The sequence below is a fragment of the Mesorhizobium sp. M1E.F.Ca.ET.041.01.1.1 genome, assembly GCF_003997355.1.
Taxonomy (GTDB): domain Bacteria; phylum Pseudomonadota; class Alphaproteobacteria; order Rhizobiales; family Rhizobiaceae; genus Mesorhizobium.
Map to the genome: position 1 here is coordinate 1 of NZ_RZSL01000636.1, position 3200 is coordinate 3200.

Annotated in this window: 3 protein-coding genes; all 3 read left to right on the forward strand. The window is 64.8% G+C overall.

The features are described 5' to 3' along the window. Positions 1–454 (forward strand): enoyl-CoA hydratase/isomerase family protein (locus EOA38_RS31695; RefSeq protein ID WP_145966157.1); only part of this gene is annotated, 454 nt, incomplete at its 5' end. Between the two features lie 10 nt (positions 455–464). Beyond that, the gene (locus tag EOA38_RS31700; RefSeq protein ID WP_126092117.1) at positions 465–1976 is read left to right on the forward strand and encodes an aldehyde dehydrogenase family protein; all 1512 of its coding nucleotides are present in this window, start codon (positions 465–467) and stop codon (positions 1974–1976) included. Between the two features lie 59 nt (positions 1977–2035). After that, positions 2036–3200 (forward strand): ABC transporter substrate-binding protein (locus EOA38_RS31705; protein ID WP_145966158.1); only part of this gene is annotated, 1165 nt, incomplete at its 3' end.

A 3200-nucleotide genomic window follows, 5' to 3' on the forward strand; every position in this document is an offset into this window, starting at 1 on the left:
GCTCGGCGGTGGGCTCGAACTGGCCGCCGCCTGCGATTTCCGCGTCGCCGAAACCCAGATCAAGCTCGGCTTCCCCGAAACCTCGATCGGCGTCGTGCCCGGCTGGTCCGGCACGCAGCGCGCCGTGCGCCGCTTCGGCGCGCAGACGGTGCGGCGCATGGCTGTAGGGGGCGAAGTTCTGCTGGCGGGCGAGGCGCTCGCGCTCGGCGTTGTCGACCGCGTCGTCGAAACCGGCAAGGCCTTCGAGGAAGCCAGGGCCTGGGCTGAAAAGATCGCCGAACGCGGTCCGCTGGCGACCGAAGCCGCCAAGCTGATGATCGGCATTGCCGAGGGCGAGGAGAATGCCGCGGCGGCCGAAGCGCTGGCCAGCGGCTTCATTGCGCTCACCGGCGACCTCAAGGCCGGCGTCGGCGCCTTCAAGGCCAAGCAGAAGCCGGCCTTTTCGAGATCCTAGAGAAAATACGATGAACGCACCGCTCAAGATTTCCATGCCGGCCGAAGCGTCCCAAGCGCCGAAAAACTACAAGCTTTTGATCGACGGCAAGCACGTCGACGCCCGCGATGGCCGCGCCATCGAGCGCAACAGCCCCGGCCACGGCTTCGCCGTGTCGCGCTACACTCAGGCCGGCGCCGCGGAAGTGGAAGCCGCAGTGCAGGCAGCGCACAGGGCCTTCGAGAACGGCCCATGGCCGCGCATGAAGGCCTCCGAGCGCGCCGCCGTGCTGCTCAAGGCGGCCGACCTGATCGAGACCCGGCTGGAAGAGATCGCCCGGCTCGACGCGCTGGAATCCGGCAAGCCGATCGCCCAGGCGCGCGGCGAGATCGGCGGCGCCGTCGACATCTGGCGCTATGCCGCCTCGCTTGCCCGCACGCTCCACGGCGAGAGCTACGCCAATCTCGGGGACACCATGCTGGGCGTGGTGCTGCGCGAGCCGATCGGCGTCGTTTCGATCATCACGCCGTGGAATTTCCCGTTCCTGATCGTCAGCCAGAAACTGCCCTTCGCGCTCGCTGCCGGCTGCACGGCAGTGGTGAAGCCGAGCGAAATGACGTCGGCCTCGACCTTCGTGCTCGGCGACATCCTGCTCGAGGCCGGCCTGCCGGCCGGCGTCGTCAACATCCTCGCCGGCTTCGGCGCCGATGTCGGCGCGCCGATGGTCAGCCATCCGCTGGTCGAGATGGTGTCCTTCACCGGCTCGACTCGCGTCGGCAAGATGACCATGGCCGCCGCCTCGAATTCCTTGAAGAAGGTTTCGATGGAGCTTGGCGGCAAGAACGGCCAGATCGTCTTCCCCGATGCCGACCTCGAAGCGGCGGCGGACGCGGCGGTGTTCGGCGGCTTCTTCAACGCCGGCGAATGCTGCAATGCCGGCAGCCGGCTGATCGTGCATGAAGCGATCGCCGACGACTTCCTCGGCGCGGTGAAGGCGCTGGCGGAAAAGGTCAGAGTTGGCGACCCGCTCGACGACCGCACCAAGGTCGGCGCCATGATCTCTGCCGACCACATGACAAAAGTAGCCGGCTATGTGACGGCGGCGAAAACCGATGGCGGCAGCGTCTACAGCGGCGGCGGACAGCTCGCCTCCAATGCCGGCCAGTATCTCGACCCGACCATCGTCCGCAACGTCACCGAGGATATGGCCATCGCCCGCGAGGAAGTGTTCGGGCCGGTGCTGTCCGTGCTCACTTTTGAAACGATTGAAAAGGCATTGCACATCGCCAACAACACGCCCTATGGTTTGTCTGCGGGTGTGTGGAGCGCCAGCATCGACACATGCATGTCGGTGGCGCGCGGAGTGCGTTCGGGGACGGTTTGGGTGAACACGTTCATGGAAGGTTATCCCGAACTGCCCTTCGGCGGCTACAAGCAGTCCGGTCTCGGACGCGAACTCGGCAAACGCGCCGTTGAGGACTATACCGAGGAAAAGACCATTCAGTTTCATCGCGGCCAGCGCACCGGGTGGTGGGTCGGCTGAGTTGGGAGACCCCGGCGGCCATCCGCCGGTCATATGAATGCAACAAGGGAGGAAGTGTAATGTTGCGCAAACTGCTTATCGGAACGGCTCTCGCGACGAGCTTTGCGTTCTCGGCGCATGCCGCGGACGTCAAGGAAGTGCAGATGCTGCATTGGTGGACGTCGGGCGGTGAAGCGGCCGCTCTGAACGTGCTGAAGCAGGATCTGGCCAAGGAAGGCTATGCCTGGAAGGACGTACCGGTAGCCGGCGGCGGCGGCGACGCCGCCATGACCGCGTTGAAGGCGATGGTTGCGGCAGGCAACTATCCGACCGCCTCGCAGATGCTGGGTTACACCGTGCTCGACTACGCCGCCGCCGGCGTGATGGGCGACTTGACCGAGACCGCCAAGAAGGAAGGCTGGGACAAGTCGGTTCCGGCCGCCCTGCAGAAGTTCTCCGTCTATGACGGCAAGTGGGTCGCGGCTCCGGTCAACGTCCACTCCGTCAACTGGCTGTGGATCAACAAGGCGGTGATGGACAAGATCGGCGGCACCGAGCCGAAGACCTTCGACGACTTCATCGCGCTGCTCGACAAGGCGAAGGCGGCCGGCGTCATCCCGCTCGCGCTCGGCGGCCAGAACTGGCAGGAAGCCACCATGTTCGACTCCGTTGTGATGTCGACCGGCGGACCGGAGTTCTACAAGAAAGCGATGAACGACCTCGATGACGAGTCGCTCAAGTCTGACACGATGAAGAAGTCGTTCGACAACCTCGCCAAGCTCATCAAATATGTCGACCCGAACTTCTCGGGCCGCGACTGGAACCTTGCCACCGCCATGGTCATCAAGGGTGATGCGCTGGTTCAGGTCATGGGCGACTGGGCCAAGGGCGAGTTCCATGCCGCCAACAAGACCCCGGGCACCGATTTCCTGTGCTACCGCTTCCCGGGCACTGACGGCACCGTGATCTACAACTCCGATATGTTTGGCATGTTCAATGTCCCGGACGACCGTAAGGCCGCCCAGGTGGCTTTGGCCACCGCCACTCTGTCGAAGAGCTTCCAGTCGGCCTTCAACGTCGTGAAGGGTTCGGTCCCGGCCCGCACCGACGTGCCTGACACCGACTTCGACGCTTGCGGCAAGAAGGGCATCGCCGACCTGAAGAAAGCCAACGACGGCGGCACGCTGTTCGGCTCGCTGGCCCAGGGCTATGGCGCGCCTCCGGCGGTTGCCAACGCCTACAAAG